A 16,093-nucleotide genomic window follows, 5' to 3' on the forward strand; every position below is an offset into this window, starting at 1 on the left:
CTGGATCCGTCGACAGAGGTTGTGATAGGAATGCATGTTTCTAGCGATATCGTCATAAACGTGCAATCGAGGACTCGCCTTGTCGATTGAATCCACGCCCGATGAGCGGCGCGCCTTCATCCTGTCGACGCTGAAGGCCAGGGGCAGGCTGTCGACCCAGGAGGTCTCGGCCCATTTCGAGGTTTCCGAGGACACCATCCGGCGCGATTTCCGGGACATGGCGGCCGAGGGCCTGATCAAGCGAGTCCATGGCGCCGCCCTGCCGGTCTCGCCGGGAGAATTGCCTTTCCAGGGGCGCTTCAAGATCGCAGCCGGCTTGAAGACGCGCCTCGCCCGGGTCGCGGCCCGGCTCGTGCTGCCGGATCAGGTGGTCGTCATCGACGGGGGCACCACCAATCTCGAAGTGGCCAGGCAGCTGCCGCGTGATCTCAGGGCAACCATCGTCACCAACAGTCCGCTGGTGGCGACGGCCACGACCGAGCATCCGCATCTGGAGGTCATCCTGCTCGGCGGCGTCTTCGACAAGCGCAGCCAGATGGTGCTGGGCGCGCGCGTGCTCGACCAGCTTCAGGCCGTCAATGCCGATCTGTGCTTCATCGGGGTGCACGGCATCCACGAGGAGTTCGGGTTGACCACCGCCGGCTATGACGAGGCTGCGATCAAGGCTGCGATGATCCGGGCGGCCGCCGAGGTCGTCGCGGTGGCGACCCCGGATAAATTCGGCACCGCGGCGGCGCACCATTTCGCTGCGCTGTCGTCGATCGATACGCTGGTCACCGAAGATACCACCCGCACGCGCGACTTGCTGGGGAAGGGAGGCATGAAGGCGATCTATGCCTGAGGCAGTGTTCGGCGGGCGGATCTTGAGACTCGCTCCCGCTTGGTGCCTATACGGCCCGCTTTTTCGACTGCCGGAAGGCGGCGGCAGCCGCACCTAGGGCACCGATGCCGGCGCCGATCAGGGCGCAATTGAGCAGGATGCCGACGAGACCGGTGCGATTGGCGGCCGCAATCGACTGCGCCGCCTGCTCGGCGCCGGCGCCGCTGGTCCTGGCATCCATCATGGCGACCATGCCCGGCTCGCCGCATTTGGGCAGGAGCGTTGATTTGGTTTCGTCGCTGCCGCCATAGACCTTCTCGACAGCCTGCTCGCAACGCGACCGGTCGGCCAAGGAAACCCCGGCCATGCCGAACTGCAGATAGAGGCCGATGCCCAGGAGAACGGCCCCGAGGCCGGCGTAAAGGAACGCTTTCATCCGGCGAGGCGCGCTTACATGTTCGGATAGTTCGGGCCGCCGCCGCCCTCCGGCGTCACCCAGTTGATGTTCTGGGCCGGATCCTTGATGTCGCAGGTCTTGCAGTGCACGCAGTTCTGCGCGTTGATCACGAAGCGCGGATCCTTCTTGGCCGCCTCGTCGCCATAGACCACCTCATAGACGCCCGCCGGGCAATAGAGCCGGGCCGGCTCGCCATAAAGGGGCAGGTTCTTTTCGATCGGGACCTTGGGATCCTTCAATGTGAGATGGATCGGTTGGTCTTCCTCGTGGTTGGTCGAAGAGAGGAAAACGGAGGATAGCTTGTCGAAGGACAGCTTGCCGTCCGGCTTGGGATAGTCGATCGGCTTGCTCTCGGCGATCGGCTTCAGCGTGGCGTAATCGGGCTTGCCATGCTTGAGCGTGCCGAACAGGGAGAAGCCGAGCTTCTCGTTGAGATGCATGTCGATGCCGCCGAGCACCACGCCGGCGATGGTGCCGAGTTTGGACCATAGCGGCTTGACGTTGCGCACCTTGTAGAGGTCGCGGCCGATCTCGCTGGAGCGCCAGGCCGCCTCGTAGGAGGCGGGCTCGTCATGCGAACGCCCCTCGGCCAGGGCCTTGGAGAGGTGTTCGGCCGCCAGCATGCCCGACAGCACGGCGTTGTGGCTGCCCTTGATACGCGGCACGTTGACGAAGCCGGCGGCACAGCCGATCAGGGCGCCGCCCGGGAAGGAGAGCTTGGGTACCGACTGGTAGCCGCCCTCGGTGATGGCGCGCGCGCCATAGGCGATTCGCTTGCCGCCCTCGAAGGTCGGTGCGATCAGCGGATGGTGCTTGAAGCGTTGGAACTCGTCGAAGGGCGAGAGATAGGGATTGGTATAGTTGAGGTGGATGACGAAGCCCACCACCACCTGGTTGTTTTCGAGGTGATAGAGGAAGGAGCCGCCCCCCGTCTTCGAATCCAGCGGCCAGCCGAAGGAATGCTGCACCCGGCCGGGCACATGCCGGGCCGGATCGATCTGCCAGAGTTCCTTGATGCCGATGCCGTATTTCTGGGGCTCGCGGCCGTCGGCGAGATTGTATTTGGCGATCAGCGTCTTGGTCAGGCTGCCGCGGGCGCCCTCGGCGAACAGGGTGTATTTGCCGTGCAGTTCCATACCGCGGGTGAAGCCGGATTTGGGCTGGCCGTCGCGGCCGATGCCCATGTCGCCGGTGGCGATGCCCATCACCGCGCCCTTATCATCATAGAGCACTTCGGCGGCGGCAAAGCCGGGATAGATCTCGACGCCGAGCGCTTCGGCCTGGACCGCCAGCCAGCGGCAGACATTGCCGAGCGAGCCGACGAAATTGCCGTGGTTCGACATCAGCTTGGGCATGCCGAAATTGGGCAGGCGCAAGGCGCCGGACGGGCCGAGATAGAAGAACTGGTCCTCGGTGACCTCCGTCACCAGCGGGCGGTCATCGGCCTCGCGCCATTCGGGCAGCAGCTTGTCGAGGCCCACCGGATCGATCACCGCTCCCGAGAGGATATGGGCGCCGACCTCCGAGCCCTTCTCCACCACCACCACGCTGGTTTCGGGATTGAGCTGCTTGAGATGGATCGCTGCCGCCAGACCGGCAGGTCCGGCGCCGACCACGACGACATCATATTCCATCGCCTCGCGGGGGCCGAGATCGGCACTGTCGGTCATCGAGAAGTCTCCACGTTGAGTAATCGTGCTTTTTTCACGTTTTTGGAATGGGTGCAAACAATGCTGCGACGGCTTGCCGAATTAAGTAACCAATTGGTGCGTTAATGTAACGCTCGGCGGAGCCGAACGTTCCATTCCGATGCAGCGAGGTTCAGGATCACGGTCTCACCTCCTGTCGCCGGCCGGCTGGGGGACACGAAAAGACGATATCGATTCCGGCGATGCCCTTGATCCGTCACGGATTGTCATATTCTCCCACAAAAAAGACAGGAGGCCTGCGGCATCCGTCTGCGGGGAGCTGGTCCTGTGCATTTCTATAGTGATACGGACCATGACTGTCCCTTGGGTTACTCTTTCTCATTGCCACCGATGCTAGGTAGAGTAGGCTATCTATGGCTTGCGGATCCGTCGGTGTGGAGCATACGGGCATGGGCATTCTGGACTTCATCTCCAAGCAATTTATCGATGTCATCCAGTGGACGGCCGAGGAGCCGGGCCTTTTGGCCTACCGTTTCCCGATGTCGGGCATGGAAATCCAGAACGGCGCCCAACTCGTGGTGCGGGAGACGCAGAAGGCGGCCTTCTTCAACGAGGGCAAGATTGCCGACATTTTCGGCCCCGGAACCTATACGCTCACCACCCAGACCCTGCCGGTGCTGACCTATCTGAAGAACTGGGACAAGTTCTTCGAATCGCCCTTCAAGTCGGACGTCTATTTCTTCGACACCAAGGACCAGATCGACCGCAAATGGGGCACAACCCAGCCCCTCACCATCCGCGACAAGGAATATGGCCCGATCCGCATTCGCGCCTTCGGCAATTATTCCTATGCCGTCGGCGATGTCGGCGCGTTCTGGTCGCGCCTGGTCGGCACGGCGGAGCGGTGCACCACCGAGATGATCGAGGGGCAGTTGCGCGGTGCCGTGCTCACCGCCATCGCCTCGACCCTCGGCCAGAGCAATGTCGCCTTCATCGACATGGCCGCCAACCAGGAAGCTTTTTCGCAGAAGCTGGCGGAAGCCATTCGTCCCGCGCTCCGGGACTATGGCATCGACGTCAAGAGCTTCTACGTCCAGAGCCTGTCGCTGCCCGAGGAACTCCAGCGCATTCTCGACAAGGCCAGTTCCATGAACATGTTGGGCGATCTCAATCGCTACGCCCAGTTCCAGACGGCCGAATCCATTCCTCTTGCCGCCGAGAACCCGGGCGGCCTGGCCGGGGCGGGGGCAGGGCTCGGCGCCGGCATGGCGATCGGCCAGGCCATGGCGCAGGGCTTTGCCAATGCGGCGCCGACCCAAGCCCCCTCGGCACCGGCCGCGCCCGCGCAGCCGGCGGAGGATCCGATCCAGCTCCTCGAAAAGCTCGGCGGGCTGTTGGCCAAGGGCATCCTGACACAGCAGGAATTCGACGCCAAGAAGGCCGAATTGCTGTCACGGATCAAATAGACCCGACTTCAAAGCAGTCGTCCTCCCCGGCCGAGTTTCTCGCGAGCGTAGCGAGAGACGGCGAGGGAAGGGATCCAGGGCCCATGGATGTGTTTCATAGCCACTGGATCGCTTTCCTCGGCCCCCGGCCCCGCCTGGGACGACAGAACCCTTGTCTCGGAGCCGTGCCTCGACGCAGGAGGCCGGCCAATCCCGTGATCCATACGAGGCCCAATGCGTAAATTCGCCTGCCCTTCCTGCGGAGCGGATGTCGTGTTCCGGTCGGCGCAGTCGGTCTATGCCGTCTGTGCCTATTGCCAGTCCATGGTGGTGCGCACCGATGTCGACGTGGCGTCGCTCGGCGTGATGGCGGCTCTGCCCGACGACATGAGCCCTCTTCAGCTCGGCACCGGCGGTATGTTCGACGGCCAGTCCTTCACCATTATCGGTCGCCTGAAGATCGGCTGGAGCGACGGGCTGTGGAACGAATGGCGCATGCTGATGGATGATGGCCGCGAAGGCTGGATCGGCGAGGCGCAGGGGTTCTTCTCGGTGAGCTTCAAGGCGGAGGAGAAGTCCTGGAACAATGTGCGCGAAGCACTGGATCGCTGCCGGCCGCTGCTGAAGGAGAGCGAGGACGGTGCCACCGACGTAAGGCCGGGCTTCTCGGTGACGGTGAAGGGCGTTCAGCTCAAGGCCGTCGATATCAAGCTGGCGACCTGCCTGGGGTCGGAAGGTGAATTGCCCTTCGCGGCCCCCAAAGGCCGGCGCACCGTGTCGATCGATTGTATCGGTACCGATGGCGAATTCGCCACGCTCGAACATGATGGTGTGGAGGCCAATGTCTATTTCGGCCGTTATCTGGAATGGGACGCCTTGCGCTTCTCCAATCTCAGGCCACTGGAGGGCTGGTGATGGATGAGCCCCTTGCGCCGCCGCCATCCCCGTCACCGGCCGCACCTGCGCCACGGCCGCCCGGACGGCCGCGAACCTTTGCCTGTCCCAATTGCGGCGGGTCGGTGACGCTGCGCGCCGTCGGCCAGTCGATCAGCGCCACCTGCAGCCAATGCTCCTCGCTGATCGACGTCGCCGACGAGAATTTGCGCATCATCCAGAAGGCGCAGGCTGCGTTGGAGCCCTCGGAAATTCCGATCGGCGCCCGCGGGCGGCTGCAGGACGTCGAATGGGAGGTCGTCGGCTATATGCGCCGGAGCGACCGGACAGGATATTACGAGTGGATCGAATATCTCCTCTTCAATCCCTATCGGGGCTATCGCTTCCTGGTCCGGGAAGCCGGCCATTGGACCTTGGTGAAGATGCTCACCCGCGACGTCCCGGCGGCCGGCAGCGCCGTCGACATCACGGTCGAGGGGCGGCGCTATGCCTTCTTCAGCAAGGGACAGGCGCTTACCAAATATGTCGCGGGCGAATTCTATTGGCGCGCTTCCACGGCGGACGTCACCGAGACGACGGACTATATCGCCTCGCCCCATCGGCTGATGGTCGAGAGCAACGATGAGGAAATCATCGTCTCCGAAGGCATCTATCTCGAACCCAGCCAGGTGGCCGAAGCCTTCAAGCTGCCGCTGGCGGACGAGCGCTATGGGCCCGGCGTCAACCAGCCCAATCCGCACAAGCGCTGGCTTAGGGTGCCGCTCGCCGCCCTTGGCGTGGCGACGCTGCTGCAGTTTGGCTCGCTCGCCCTCTCGCCCGGACGCCAGGTCGTCTCGCAGACCTTCACCCTGACATCCGCCGACAAGGGCAAGACCTTCGCTTCCGAACCGTTCCGCCTGGAGGGCCGCGGCAATATCGAGTTCGAGACCAGCGCCGAGCTCAAGGATGATTGGCTGGAGCTCGACGTCGCCCTGGTCAATGTCGAGACCAACCGCAGCTATCACGCCTCCCAGGGGCTGGAGAATTACAGCAGCGGGCGGGTCACCGAGCGCACCAGCGAATTGCTGTCACCGGTGCCGGCCGGCACCTACAAATTGCTGATCGACACCAATGCCGGCCTGTTCACCAAGGTGCCGGAGACCGTGCCGATGGTGGCGCGGGAGGATTATCTGCAGACCTGGCTGCGCAACAATGGCCAGGCCGGGAGTGCACCCGCCTCGCAACCCGCCGTTGCTCCCGCGCCCGCCAATCCCCTGCCTTCGGAAACGTTCACGGTCACGGTACGGCACGATGTGCCGATCTGGTCGAACTATCTCGGCGCCGTCGGCCTGCTGGCCCTCGGCGCCGGCTTCGGCTTCTTTCGCGACCGGCGCTTCGAGCGGTCGCGCTGGGAGCAGGGCGGCATCGATGAGGAAGCACCATCGCTGTCCGGCAACCTGGCGGCGGGCGGTTTCGTCGCCGCCGCCGCCGGCACCAGCAACTCCGATTCCGGGACCGATGATTGGTGGTCGTCGAGCGATGACGACGACAGCGACAGTTCCTGGTCGAGCGACGACTTCAGCAGTTTCGGCAGCGAGGACACGTGAGCAGGATTCAGATGATCTTCGCCGGGGCCGTCGTGTTCGGCATGGCGCTCGGCAATTTCGGCGGCTATTCGCTGGCCAATATGTGGCACGGCAAGCAGACCACCAGCCGCGGCCTCAGAAGTAGCGACGGCGGCTCCTCCGGCTGGTTCGGCGGCGGGGGCAGAAGCTCTGGCGGCGGCTATTCATATCATAAATAGGGGTCATTCATGGACGTCTCCGGCCTGATCGAACTGAAATTCGTCGTTGCGTCGCTGGTCTATTCGGGCATCGGCATCCTGGTCTTCGTCGTTGCTTTCGTGCTTCTCGACCTGCTTACCCCGAAGGTGCAGGTGTGGAAGGAACTGTGCGAAAAGCGAAACATGGCCCTGGCTGTCTTCCTGGGCTCGGTGGCTCTCGGCATCGCCATCATCATCGCCTCGGCGATCCATGGCTGACGGCATGTCAGGCGGGACTGTCATGCTTGGCCTTTCAGTCATTGCGAGCGTAGCGAAGCAATCCAGCCGGTCCCATTCCAGGGCCTTGAATTGCTTCGCTGCGCTCGCAATGACGTGAGGTTTGGGTGGTAATCCCGCCACAACAGTAATCCGAAGGCGCGTTCGTGGAAATCCTGCTGCTCTTCTCGGCCTTCGTGATCGCAACCTGCGGGCTGATCTACGAACTGATCGCCGGTACGCTGGCGAGCTATCTGCTTGGCGATTCCGTCACGCAGTTCTCCACCATCATCGGCACCTATCTCTTCGCCATGGGCGTGGGCTCATGGCTTTCGCGCTATCTCGAGCGTGATCTCCTCGGCCATTTCGTCCGCATCGAGCTGCTGGTCGGAGCGGTCGGCGGCAGTTCGGCGGCGGCCCTCTTCGTCCTGTTCGACCACGTCGCCTCCTTCCGGCTCTGGCTTTACTCGCTGGTGGGGGTGATCGGCATTCTGGTCGGCATCGAGATTCCGCTGCTGCTGCGCATCCTGGAAGGGCGGCTCGCCTTCAAGGATCTGGTCTCCAAGGTCTTCACCTTCGACTATATCGGCGCGCTCTTCGCCTCCCTGCTGTTTCCGCTGGTGCTGGTGCCCTATCTCGGCCTGATCCGTTCGGCCTTCCTGTTCGGTATCCTCAATACGCTGGTGGCAATCTGGGTACTCTATGCCATCGAGGCGCCCATCCTCCGGCGCGGCGCGCACAAGGCCGCGGCCTTCGCGGTCCTGGCCCTGCTCGGCGCTGGTTTCATCTGGTCCGAGCGCATCCAGTCGATGGCGGAGGCGAGCGCCTATCCGGGCACGGTAATTTACGCAGAGTCGACGCCCTATCAGCGCATCGTGGTCACGCGCCAGCAGCGCGATGTCCGCCTCTTCCTCAATTCGAACCTGCAATTCTCCTCGCTCGACGAATATCGCTACCACGAGGCGCTGGTGCATCCCGTGATGAGCGCCCTGAAAGCGCCGCGCAGGGTGCTGATCATCGGCGGCGGCGACGGGCTGGCGCTGCGGGAGGTGCTGAAATATCCGGCGGTCGAGGCGGTCACCATGGTCGACCTCGATCCCGCCGTGACGCGCCTGTTCTCGCACAACGAGATGATGACCGGTCTCAATGGCGGCTCGCTGGCTTCGCCCAAGCTGACGCTGATCAATGCCGACGCCTTCCTCTGGCTGCGGGAGCAGAAGCCGGCCGACGCACGTTTCGATGCGGTGATCATCGACCTGCCCGACCCCTCCAATTTCTCGATCGGCAAGCTCTATTCGCTCACCTTCTACCGCCTCCTGAAATCGGCGGTGAACCAGGACGGGCTGGTGGTGATCCAGAGCACCTCGCCTTTGGTCGCGCGCAAGTCCTTCTGGTGCGTCAACAACACGCTGGCGGCGGCGGGCTTTCAGACCGCGGCCTACCACCTCTTCGTGCCGTCCTTCGGGGAGTGGGGCTTCATCATCGGCTCCTTCTCGCCCTATCGCCCGCCGGACCGCCTGCCCGGGGGGCTGCGTTTCCTCGATGTGACCACCATGAAGGCGATGTTCCAATTCCCGCCCGACATGGCCCATGTCGCCACTGCCATCCAGCGCCTCGACGATCAGCCGTTGGTGCGCTATTTCGACGAGGAGTGGGGCAATTACCTCATTTATTAGACATTCGGCTTCGATTTTGCCGGCCGTCATTGCGAGCGTAGCGAAGCAATCCAGCTTTGACCCGCCCGAGGGATTGGATTGCTTCGCTGCACTCGCAATGACGTTTTCAGGGCGACCTTCGCCATGACCCGGATCAGCCGCAAGCAGTTCCTTGCCCTGGGGGCCGCCTCGCTCGGCCTGGCCGGCGCCGGGCTGGTCGGCGGAGAATTGCTGGCGGGCAAGGCGCTGCCCGGCGGCGGCGGAGGCGGTTCCCTGCCGGGGGACCTGGTGGGCGCGTCGTCCCGTATCGGCCACAGGCTGCGGAACGGGTCCTTCCCGGTTGCCGGCGAGATCCGCAAGACCGGCGTCGTCATCGTGGGCGGAGGGATTGCCGGCCTCGGCGCCGGCTACCGCCTCGCCAAGGCCGGCTACGACGATTTCCTGCTGCTCGATCTCGAGGCCTCTCCCGGCGGCAATGCCGCCAGCGGCCGCAACGAGGTCTGCGCCTTCCCGTGGGGCGCTCATTACGTGCCGCTGCTCACCGAGGAGGCCAGGGCGGTCAGGGCGCTGTTCCAGGATTTCGGCATCATCACCGGTTACGACGCCAAGGGCACGGCCATCTATGATGACTATGCTGTCTGTGCGGATCCCTCGGAGCGGCTCTATCGCTATGGACGCTGGCAGGAGGGCCTGATGCCCGCCATCGGCCTCGATGCGGACGAGGAGGCCGATGGCAGGCGTTTCTTTGCGGCGATGAAGACGTTTCGTCAGCGTATCGGCCGTGACGGCCGGCGCGCCTTCGCCATTCCGCTCGACCTGAGCTCGCAGGACGCCGATTTGATGGCGCTCGACGGCATCACCATGACGGCCTGGATGGAGAAGGAGGGCTATCGCTCGCCGTCCCTGGCCTGGTATGTCGACTATTGCTGCCGCGACGATTATGGCGCGCGCGCCCAGGATGTTTCGGCGTGGGCCGGCATCCATTATTTCGCTGCCCGCAACGGCCGGGGCGCCGACGCGGACGATCAGGGCTTGGTCACCTGGCCGGAGGGCAATGGCTATCTGGCGCGCCGTCTTGCCGAAGCGCTCGGCTCGCGCATCCGCACGCAATCGCTTGCTTATGCCGTCGAAGAGAAGGGCAATGGCGTGGCCGGTAACGCTGGCGTTACCGTCGACGTCTGGGATGCGGCCGCCGACAAGGCTTTCCGCATCGAGGCCAGAGCCGCCATCCTGGCGACGCCGCATTTCGTCTCGGCGCGGCTCATGCGCGATCCCGGCCGCGCTGCCGGTTTCTCCTATGCGCCATGGGCCGTTGCCAATATCACGCTCGGCCGCCTGCCCGGTGGTGTGGGCGCCAGTCTCGCCTGGGACAATGTCGTCTTCGACAGCCCCTTGCTCGGTTATGTCGTGGCAACGCACCAGATCCCCCAGATGCGCCCGACCAGGACCGTGCTGACCTACTACTGGCCGCTCAGCCATCTGCCGCCGGCGGAAGCACGCCGCGAGGCATTGGCCCGCCCCCTGAACGAGTGGCAGGCGATCTTCCTCAAGGAACTTCTCGCCGTGCATCCCGAACTCGAGGGCCATGTCGAGAGGGCCGACGTCTGGATCTGGGGCCATGCCATGGTCAGACCGGTGCCCGGCTTCATCTGGGGCCCGCAGCGGCGTGCCGGGCTGAACCAGAAGCCGCCGCTCTTTACCGCTCATTCCGATATGAGCGGCATCTCCATCTTCGAGGAGGCCTATACGCATGGGGTGCGTGCGGCTGAGAACGCCATGGCCTATACTGGCCATCGTTACGTGACGGTGCTGTGATGGCGCAAACCCTCCTGAAAGTGCAGCCCTGGATCTTTTCGGCCCGTTTCGACCTCAGCTTCATCCTGGCGCCCGCGGTGCTGGTGACGCTGGCTGCCCTGGCCTGGCCCTTGTTCGGCAATGCTGCCATCGGCGAGACCTCGCCCTGGCTCTGGCTGGTGCTGGTGGTGGGCGTCGATGTCGCCCATGTCTATTCCACCCTGTTCCGTACCTATCTCGACCGGGCCGAGCTGACGGCACGGCCCTTGCTCTACGGACTGACGCCGGTGTTGGCCTGGCTTGGGGGCTGCCTGCTCTACTGGTGCGGCAGCCTGGTGTTCTGGCGCGTGCTCGCCTATGCGGCCGTGTTTCATTTCGTGCGGCAGCAATATGGGTTCATGATGATCTATGCGCGCCGTGAACGGGGCTTGCCGGTCCTGTTTCGCCGCATCGACAAGGCGGCAATCTATGGCGCCACCCTCTATCCGCTGGTCTACTGGCATTGCCACAGGCGGCAATTCTCGTGGTTCGTGGACGGCGATTTCATCCGCCTCGACCTGCCGTTGCTCGCAACCGTCGCCGGCATCGTCTATGGCGCCATTCTCGTTGCTTATGCCGCCAAGGAAATGATCTTGATCAGGCGCGGCGCCGGCTTCAACCTGCCACGCAATCTCCTGCTCGTCGGGACGGCAACGTCCTGGTTCATCGGCATCGTGCTGTTCGACAACGATCTCGTCTTCACCGGGACCAATATCATCGCCCACGGCATTCCCTACATCGCCTTGATCTGGGGCTATGGCCGCAACCAGGCGCGGTTGCAGGGCGCACGCAGTTCCTTCCTGGCGCCGTGGATCGCCCGCCTCTTCACCTGGCGGGCGGTGCCCGTTTATATGGCCATCCTCGTCGGCCTCGCCTTCCTGGAGGAGGGGCTATGGGACGGCTTCGTCTGGCGCGAACATGGCGGCCTGTTCGGCCTCTTCGAGGCGCTGCCGTCGCTGGAGGGGTCCGATACCCTGATCTGGCTGGCGCCATTGCTCGCCATGCCCCAGGCTACCCATTACATCCTCGATGCCTTCATCTGGCGCATGCAGACCAAGGACACCAATTGGAAGCAGGTGCTGTTCGCGCAGGAGCGCGCCGTGCAGCAGCACGCCGCACAACAGCCGGGGCGGCCGTGATGGACGACGCCAAGCGCGATCCGGGCCCAACCACCCCCACCGTCGCAGTCCCGGCTTTCGCGCCCGGCCTGCATCTTCTAGTGGATTTCTGGGATTGCCGCGGCTTGCGCGATGCCGAGGGAATCGAACGCGCCTTGCGCGAGGCGGCGGACGCCTGCGGCGCCACGGTGCTTGCCGTCACGCTGCATGGCTTCGGCGATACCGGCGGCATCACCGGCGTCGCCCTGCTCGCCGAATCCCATATCAGCATCCACACCTGGCCCGAGACCGGCTATGCCGCCCTCGACATCTTCATGTGCGGGCGCTGCGACCCCCGCCGGGCGCTGCCTGTGCTGGAAACCCATTTCGCGCCGGGGCGGGTGACGGTGAGCGAGCATCGGAGGGGATGAGGCAATCGCCCTGCAAGCCTCACTCCTCCACGCCCATATCGGCATCAGTAAGGTAGACCGTCTCGATAATCCCCGATGGATCCACGCAATACCAGCTATAGGGGTTCAGTTCCTCGTCGGTGATGATCGAGCGGCAGTTGGCTGCCTTCGAAAAATAGATCGCGAAGCGCCGCTCCTCTTCGAGCGAGTCCGGGCCGGGCTGCCAGACGTCGAGCAGGAGAGGATAGGTCTTGCTCAAGGGCGCGATGACGACATGGACATCGAGCGGCCTGTCGCCACCGGCGCCCCAGCTTTCATACATCTCCTCCTTGGAGACGAAATAGGCGATCGCCCGCTCCGACCCGAAATAATGCCGGATGGCACTTTTGATCGTCTCGATGTCGAGATGGCGGTCGATGAAGAGCTGGAAGAAGCCCATGCCTGGCCCGGTGCTGTGAAAATCCCGCAGGGCCCGCGCCGGCGGGAATGATCGTTTCCTATTCCGCCGCGTCCTTGATCGGCTCCGGCTGCGTCCAGCGCAGCACAGGTTGGCGGGCGGCACGGGTCTCGTCCAGGCGCCGGCGCGGGGCATGGTAGGGCGCGCCGGAGAAGCGCTCGGTCTCGCCGCGCCTGGCGGCCAAGGCGAGGTCGCGCAGCGTGGCGATGAAGAGGTCGAGCGAGGCCTTGGATTCGCTCTCCGTCGGTTCGATCAGCATGGCGCCGTGCACCACGAGGGGGAAATACACCGTCATCGGATGATAGCCCTCGTCGATCATCGCCTTGGCGAAATCGAGCGTGGTCACGCCGGTATCCCTAAGCCAGGTGTCGTCGAACAGGGCCTCGTGCATGCAGGGCTGGTCGCCGAAGGGGGCCGACATCAGGTCAGCGAGGCTGGCGCGGATATAGTTGGCGGAGAGCACCGCGTCTTCGGAGGCCTGCCGCATGCCGTCGGCGCCATGCGAGAGCATGTAGGTCAGCGCCCGCGTGAACATGCCCATCTGGCCCTGGAAGGCGGTGAGGCGGCCGAAAGGCGTCTCGCCGTTCATCACCTCTTCGGCCCGTTCGACCAGCACGCGGGCATTGACGACATAGGGGAAGGGCGCGAAGGGGGCGAGCTTGTCGGAGAGCACCACCGGCCCCGCGCCCGGCCCGCCGCCGCCATGGGGCGTCGAGAAGGTCTTGTGCAGGTTGATGTGCATGGCATCGATGCCGAGATCGCCGGGGCGCACCTTGCCGACGATGGCGTTGAAATTGGCGCCGTCGCAGTAGAAATAGGCGCCCGCCTCGTGCACCACATCGGCGATCGCGCTGACGTCACGCTCGAACAGGCCGCAGGTGTTGGGGTTGGTCAGCATGATCGCGGCGACATGCGGACCCAGGGCCTTCTTGATCTCGGCGGGATCGACGGTGCCATCCTCGCGCACGGGGATCGATTCGACCGTGAAGCCGATCAGGGCGGCGGTGGCCGGATTGGTGCCATGGGCCGAGTCCGGCACCAGCACGACCTTGCGTGTCTCGCCTTCACCCCGGGCCGCGATGGCGGCCTTGATCGCCATCATGCCACAGAGCTCGCCATGTGCGCCGGCTTTCGGGCTCATCGCCACCGCCGGCATGCCGGTGAGGGTCTTGAGGTAATGGGCAAGATGATCGATCACCGCCAGCGCGCCGGGCACGGTGGAGATCGGCTGCAAAGGATGGATGTCGGCGAAACCCGGCAGCCGCGCCACCTTCTCGTTGAGCCGCGGATTGTGCTTCATGGTGCAGGAGCCGAGCGGAAAGAGCCCGGTGTCGATGCCGAAATTCTTCTGGCTCAGGCGTACGAAATGGCGCATCGCCTCCGGCTCGGAAAAGCCGGGTAGGCCGATCGGATCCTTGCGCTCGAAGGCGCCGAGCCGCGGCTCGAACTCCTCCACCTCCTCGACGTCGACGCCGGTCACATCCGTGCGGCCGATCTCGAACAGCAAGGCTTCCTCGATGACGAGGGCGCGATTGCCCGTGAAAGTGGGGTGGACAGCCTCGGCGCCTTCGCCGGAAGAAGAGGGGCGTCCCTGGCGGTTCAACATCAGACCAGCTCCTTCAGGGCGCTGACGAGGGCGGTGCGGTCCTCGTCGGTGTTCACTTCGGTGGAGGCGATGATCAGGAGATCCTTCAGCTCGGCGTTGGGCGACAGGCGCGAATAGGGCACGCCCCCCAGAATGCCTCGGGCTGCCAGCTTCTCCAGCAGCGAGGCGGCACTACCAGGTACCCGGATGGTGAATTCGTTGAAGAAGTTCTTCTGGATGAGCTCGATGCCCTTCACCTTGGCCAGCATGTCGGCCAGCTTCACCGCATTGGCGTGGTTGACGAGGGCGAGCTTGCGCAGGCCCTTCTCGCCCAGCAGCGCCATGTGGATGGTGAAGGCGAGCACGCACAGGCCGGAATTGGTGCAGATGTTCGAGGTCGCCTTGTCGCGGCGGATATGCTGCTCGCGGGTGGAGAGCGTCAGCACGAAACCGCGCCGGCCCTCGGCATCCACGGTCTGCCCGCAGAGGCGCCCGGGCATCTGGCGCACATATTTCTGCCGCGTGGCGAACAGGCCGACATAGGGCCCGCCATAGTTGAGGGCATTGCCGATGGACTGGCCCTCGCCGACCACGATATCGGCGCCCATTTCGCCCGGCGATTTGATCAGGCCGAGCGAAACAGCCTCGGTGAACACGGAGATCAGCAGGGCACCAGCCTTGTGGCAGGCCTGCGCGATCGGAGTGAGATCGCGCAGATTGCCGAAGACATCAGGGTTCTGCACCACCACGCAGGAGGTCTCGCCGTCGATCTTAGCAATCAGGTCCTCGCTGCCGTCCACATCGGCGGGCATGGCCACCTCGGTATGGCCGGCCATCTTCGAGATGGTGTGCACCACGTCGGTATAATGCGGATGCAGGCCGCCGGAGAGGATCGCCTTGGAGCGGCGGGTGACTCGATGGGCCATCAGCACGGCTTCGGCCGTGCCGGTCGAGCCGTCATACATCGAGGCATTGGCGACTTCCATGCCGGTCAGCAGCGCGACCTGGGTCTGGAACTCGTAGAGATATTGCAGCGTGCCCTGCGCGATCTCGGGCTGGTATGGCGTGTAGGAGGTGAGGAATTCCGAACGCTGGATCAGATGGTCGACGGTCGCCGGCACATGATGCTTGTAGGCGCCGGCGCCGACGAAGAAGGGTACCGAGGATGCCGTGACATTGCGCGAGGCGAAGGCGGTCATGATCTTCTCGACCGCCATTTCGCTCTTGGCGTTTGGCAGCACTGGCGGCGCCTTCAGGAGCTTGTCGGCGGGGACGCTGGCGAAGAGATCGTCGATGCCGTTGACGCCGATCTTCGCCAGCATGGCGCTGCGATCCTCGGCGGTCAGGGGTAGATAGCGCATGGATCAGGCTCCGATATGGGCCTTGTAGGCCGCATCGTCCATGAGGGCATCGAGTTCGTCCGGGTTGGAGAGCTTGATCTTGATGAACCAGCCCTTGCCGAGCGGATCCTCGTTCACGGTGGAGGGCGCGTCGGGCAGGGCTTCGTTCACTTCCAGCACCTCCCCGGAGACCGGCGCATAGACTTCGCTCGCGGCCTTTACCGATTCCACCACTGCGGCTTCGTCGCCCTGCTTGAGCACCTTGCCGGCAGCCGGGAGTTCGACGAACACCACGTCGCCGAGCTGCGACTGGGCGTAGTCGGTGATGCCGATCGTGGCGACATCGCCCTCGACGGATACATATTCATGGTCGCTGGTGAATTTGATCGTGGCCATGGTTTTCCTCTGGTGGTTTACACACCCTCCCCTGCAGG

At 64.1% G+C, this 16,093-nt stretch carries 16 protein-coding genes; 10 read left to right on the forward strand and 6 right to left on the reverse strand.

Translation table 11 applies throughout. The annotated features are described in order from the left end of the window. The first annotated feature begins 79 nt into the window (after nucleotides 1-79). Nucleotides 80-841 (forward strand): DeoR/GlpR family DNA-binding transcription regulator, encoded by a 762-nt coding sequence (locus J8I29_RS01955; protein ID WP_209430434.1) that lies wholly within the window; start codon nucleotides 80-82, stop codon nucleotides 839-841. Between the two features lie 46 nt (nucleotides 842-887). Here the strand turns inward: J8I29_RS01955 and J8I29_RS01960 are convergent, their stop codons facing one another. Together J8I29_RS01960 and J8I29_RS01965 are read right to left on the reverse strand one after the other, a co-directional pair. Continuing rightward, nucleotides 888-1,256 (reverse strand): hypothetical protein, encoded by a 369-nt coding sequence (locus J8I29_RS01960; protein WP_209430435.1) that lies wholly within the window; start codon nucleotides 1,254-1,256, stop codon nucleotides 888-890. 14 nt (nucleotides 1,257-1,270) lie between these two features. Next, a complete protein-coding gene (locus J8I29_RS01965) occupies nucleotides 1,271-2,947 on the reverse strand; it encodes an electron transfer flavoprotein-ubiquinone oxidoreductase (RefSeq protein WP_105861496.1) in 1,677 nt (558 codons plus the stop codon). A gap of 428 nt (nucleotides 2,948-3,375) precedes the next feature. Between J8I29_RS01965 and J8I29_RS01970 the strand changes: the two genes are divergently transcribed. From J8I29_RS01970 to speD, 9 genes are all read left to right on the forward strand, one after another. Further along, on the forward strand, nucleotides 3,376-4,392 hold the full coding sequence (locus J8I29_RS01970; protein ID WP_209430436.1) for an SPFH domain-containing protein: 1,017 nt from the start codon (nucleotides 3,376-3,378) through the stop codon (nucleotides 4,390-4,392). Between the two features lie 213 nt (nucleotides 4,393-4,605). Continuing rightward, nucleotides 4,606-5,286, forward strand: a complete 681-nt coding sequence (locus J8I29_RS01975) for a DUF4178 domain-containing protein (RefSeq protein WP_105861498.1) — start codon at nucleotides 4,606-4,608, stop codon at nucleotides 5,284-5,286. Beyond that, the gene (locus J8I29_RS01980; protein WP_181161077.1) at nucleotides 5,286-6,851 is read left to right on the forward strand and encodes a DUF4178 domain-containing protein; all 1,566 of its coding nucleotides are present in this window, start codon (nucleotides 5,286-5,288) and stop codon (nucleotides 6,849-6,851) included. The genes J8I29_RS01975 and J8I29_RS01980 overlap by 1 nt, the downstream gene beginning before the upstream one ends. Next, a complete protein-coding gene (locus J8I29_RS01985; RefSeq protein WP_146126864.1) occupies nucleotides 6,848-7,048 on the forward strand; it encodes a hypothetical protein in 201 nt (66 codons plus the stop codon). The genes J8I29_RS01980 and J8I29_RS01985 overlap by 4 nt, the downstream gene beginning before the upstream one ends. A gap of 9 nt (nucleotides 7,049-7,057) precedes the next feature. Further along, a complete protein-coding gene (locus J8I29_RS01990) occupies nucleotides 7,058-7,285 on the forward strand; it encodes a DUF350 domain-containing protein (RefSeq protein ID WP_105861501.1) in 228 nt (75 codons plus the stop codon). A 164-nt stretch (nucleotides 7,286-7,449) separates the two neighbouring features. Beyond that, nucleotides 7,450-8,958 (forward strand): polyamine aminopropyltransferase, encoded by a 1,509-nt coding sequence (locus J8I29_RS01995; RefSeq protein ID WP_209430437.1) that lies wholly within the window; start codon nucleotides 7,450-7,452, stop codon nucleotides 8,956-8,958. 123 nt (nucleotides 8,959-9,081) lie between these two features. Then, nucleotides 9,082-10,752 carry an FAD-dependent oxidoreductase gene (locus J8I29_RS02000; RefSeq protein ID WP_209430438.1) on the forward strand — a complete coding sequence of 557 codons (1,671 nt, stop codon included), beginning with the start codon at nucleotides 9,082-9,084 and terminating at the stop codon, nucleotides 10,750-10,752. Then, nucleotides 10,752-11,909 carry a hypothetical protein gene (locus J8I29_RS02005; protein WP_209430439.1) on the forward strand — a complete coding sequence of 386 codons (1,158 nt, stop codon included), beginning with the start codon at nucleotides 10,752-10,754 and terminating at the stop codon, nucleotides 11,907-11,909. Before J8I29_RS02000 ends, J8I29_RS02005 begins: the two co-directional genes overlap by 1 nt. Further along, nucleotides 11,909-12,298 (forward strand): adenosylmethionine decarboxylase, encoded by a 390-nt coding sequence (gene speD / locus J8I29_RS02010; protein WP_209430440.1) that lies wholly within the window; start codon nucleotides 11,909-11,911, stop codon nucleotides 12,296-12,298. Before J8I29_RS02005 ends, speD begins: the two co-directional genes overlap by 1 nt. A gap of 19 nt (nucleotides 12,299-12,317) precedes the next feature. Here the strand turns inward: speD and J8I29_RS02015 are convergent, their stop codons facing one another. From J8I29_RS02015 to gcvH, 4 genes are read right to left on the reverse strand one after another with little or no spacing between them, the layout of a single operon-like run. After that, nucleotides 12,318-12,716, reverse strand: a complete 399-nt coding sequence (locus J8I29_RS02015; RefSeq protein ID WP_209430441.1) for a hypothetical protein — start codon at nucleotides 12,714-12,716, stop codon at nucleotides 12,318-12,320. Between the two features lie 58 nt (nucleotides 12,717-12,774). Next, nucleotides 12,775-14,340, reverse strand: a complete 1,566-nt coding sequence (gcvPB, locus tag J8I29_RS02020; RefSeq protein WP_209430442.1) for an aminomethyl-transferring glycine dehydrogenase subunit GcvPB — start codon at nucleotides 14,338-14,340, stop codon at nucleotides 12,775-12,777. Next, entirely contained in the window at nucleotides 14,340-15,680 is a 1,341-nt protein-coding gene (gcvPA, locus tag J8I29_RS02025) for an aminomethyl-transferring glycine dehydrogenase subunit GcvPA (RefSeq protein WP_209430443.1), read from the reverse strand. Before gcvPA ends, gcvPB begins: the two co-directional genes overlap by 1 nt. Before the next feature lie 3 nt (nucleotides 15,681-15,683). After that, entirely contained in the window at nucleotides 15,684-16,055 is a 372-nt protein-coding gene (gene gcvH / locus J8I29_RS02030; protein ID WP_209430444.1) for a glycine cleavage system protein GcvH, read from the reverse strand. Nucleotides 16,056-16,093: the final 38 nt, after the last annotated feature.

It is taken from the genome of Labrys sp. LIt4 (genome assembly GCF_017813775.1).
Classification (GTDB): Bacteria; Pseudomonadota; Alphaproteobacteria; order Rhizobiales; family Labraceae; genus Labrys; species Labrys okinawensis_A.

Bases quoted from the DNA above. Each gene is read 5' to 3' on its own strand.
- J8I29_RS01970 (WP_209430436.1), top strand. From the start codon at position 3,376: ATGGGCATTCTGGACTTCATCTCCAAGCAATTTATCGATGTCATCCAG.
- J8I29_RS02000 (WP_209430438.1), top strand. From the start codon at position 9,082: ATGACCCGGATCAGCCGCAAGCAGTTCCTTGCCCTGGGGGCCGCCTCG.
- J8I29_RS02015 (WP_209430441.1), bottom strand. From the start codon at position 12,716: ATGGGCTTCTTCCAGCTCTTCATCGACCGCCATCTCGACATCGAGACG.
- J8I29_RS01980 (WP_181161077.1), top strand. From the start codon at position 5,286: ATGGATGAGCCCCTTGCGCCGCCGCCATCCCCGTCACCGGCCGCACCT.
- J8I29_RS01960 (WP_209430435.1), bottom strand. From the start codon at position 1,256: ATGAAAGCGTTCCTTTACGCCGGCCTCGGGGCCGTTCTCCTGGGCATC.
- J8I29_RS01965 (WP_105861496.1), bottom strand. From the start codon at position 2,947: ATGACCGACAGTGCCGATCTCGGCCCCCGCGAGGCGATGGAATATGAT.
- J8I29_RS02005 (WP_209430439.1), top strand. From the start codon at position 10,752: ATGGCGCAAACCCTCCTGAAAGTGCAGCCCTGGATCTTTTCGGCCCGT.
- gcvH (WP_209430444.1), bottom strand. From the start codon at position 16,055: ATGGCCACGATCAAATTCACCAGCGACCATGAATATGTATCCGTCGAG.
- gcvPB (WP_209430442.1), bottom strand. From the start codon at position 14,340: ATGTTGAACCGCCAGGGACGCCCCTCTTCTTCCGGCGAAGGCGCCGAG.
- J8I29_RS01975 (WP_105861498.1), top strand. From the start codon at position 4,606: ATGCGTAAATTCGCCTGCCCTTCCTGCGGAGCGGATGTCGTGTTCCGG.
- gcvPA (WP_209430443.1), bottom strand. From the start codon at position 15,680: ATGCGCTATCTACCCCTGACCGCCGAGGATCGCAGCGCCATGCTGGCG.
- speD (WP_209430440.1), top strand. From the start codon at position 11,909: ATGGACGACGCCAAGCGCGATCCGGGCCCAACCACCCCCACCGTCGCA.
- J8I29_RS01990 (WP_105861501.1), top strand. From the start codon at position 7,058: ATGGACGTCTCCGGCCTGATCGAACTGAAATTCGTCGTTGCGTCGCTG.